Origin of the sequence: Streptomyces sp. WAC06614, assembly GCF_003949795.1 — a bacterium.
Classification (GTDB): domain Bacteria; phylum Actinomycetota; class Actinomycetes; order Streptomycetales; family Streptomycetaceae; genus Streptomyces.
In genome coordinates, this window is the sequence record NZ_RPRY01000648.1 from 1 (window position 1) to 1,522 (window position 1,522).

The following is a 1,522-nucleotide window of genomic DNA, read 5'->3' on the forward strand; positions in this document are numbered from 1 at the left end:
CTCCCACCCGCTGATCGTCCACATCGGGGGCGCCGAGCAACTGGACGACTGGGTCCAGGACGTGCCCGAGGCGGCCCGCGTGCTGGCCGAACACTTCTGGCCGGGACCCCTCACCCTGGTCCTGCGACGCGGTCCCCGCGTGCCCCTCGAAGCGACCGGCGGTCTGGAGACGGTGGCGGTGCGCGTACCCGACCATCCCGTCGCCCTCGCACTGCTGTCCGCCTTCGGTGGCGGGGTCACGGCCCCGTCCGCCAACCGCTTCGGCTCGGTCAGCCCCACGACGGCGGACCATGTCCGTGCCGAGCTCGGGGACGCCGTCGATTTCGTGCTGGACGGCGGCCCCTGTCACGTCGGCGTCGAGTCGACCATCGTCGACGTCACCGGCGGGACCCCGACCGTCCTCCGCCCCGGCGGGGTGACCCGTGAGGACCTCGAAGCCGTCCTGGGGTACCCGCTGGCGGTCCCCGAGACCAGCCCCGTCCGGGTGCCGGGCCAGCACCCGTCCCACTACGCGCCGCGTGCGCGCGTCGTGCTGGTCGAGCCCGACCAGGTCGTCGCCGAAGCGGAGCGGGCGCAGGAGGAGGGGCACCAGGTGGGTGTCTTCCTTCCCCCCGCCGTCGCCGCCACGCCGGTCACGGCACACGCCGTGGTGCCGGTCCCCGGCTCGACCGCCGCCTACGCACGCGGGTTGTACGGGTTCCTGCGCGAGCTGGACGAGCGGGGATGCGACCTCATCATCGCGTCGCTGCCGGCGGAGGAAGGCCTGGGACTCGCCATCGCCAACCGTCTCCGCCGCGCCGCGGGCCCCCGCCCCTCCCCGGCCGGCAGCGCCTGAGCGACGGGGTGACCCCCGGGCGGCCGCCGGCTCGTGCAGCGGCTCGCGGCTCGCGGAAACCTCAGCGTCGCCCCGGTACGTGCCGGGTCCGCCGGGCGAGGTGGCCGTGGGCCTCGCCGCCTGCTGCCTGCCGGTCCTCGCGCAGGACCAGCAGCGAGATGGCCGCCAGGACGACCAGGACGCTGCCCACCGCGATGTCGAGGACGCGGGTGGCGTGGTCGGCGGCCGTGTTCTGCAGGTCGAGGAGGAACGGGGACACGATCATCCACAGGCCGCCGAGGCCGACCACCACGTCCGAGAGCACCCCGCCGCCTCGGTAGAGGCGCCGGCCGGTGACGAAGATCAGGATCACACCGACCACCATCTCGTTGACCTGCGCGTCCTTCGGACCGTCCTGGGTCGCCATCGGAACGAGCACCAGGGCCAGCGAAGCCCCGAGCATCAGGGCGCCGAGGATCTGGTCGTGCCAGCCCCGTCGCAGTGCGTGGGCCCTCTCCCGGGGGGTGAGTAGCGCGTGCTGCCGGGGGTGGTAGGTGGACATGACGCCTCCTCGCGGTCCGGCGAACGGGCTCAGCGAACGGCTCGACGAACGCTCGGCGGACGACTCCACCCCCGCCTACCCCCGCCCCAGGGCGCCACGCACGCCTGCCGCCGAACGGGCACAGCACTCGGCGAAGGGGAACGGCC

Annotated in this window: 2 protein-coding genes; one reads left to right on the plus strand and one right to left on the minus strand. The window is 74.4% G+C overall.

Annotated features, from left to right (window positions below):
• A partial coding sequence (locus EF918_RS35610; protein WP_125652964.1) for an L-threonylcarbamoyladenylate synthase occupies positions 1-835 on the plus strand: 835 nt, incomplete at its 5' end.
• Between the two features lie 61 nt (positions 836-896).
• On the opposite strand, the gene EF918_RS35615 is transcribed toward EF918_RS35610, so the two are convergent.
• Positions 897-1,376 (minus strand): hypothetical protein, encoded by a 480-nt coding sequence (locus tag EF918_RS35615; RefSeq protein ID WP_125652965.1) that lies wholly within the window; start codon positions 1,374-1,376, stop codon positions 897-899.
• Positions 1,377-1,522 lie beyond the last annotated feature (146 nt).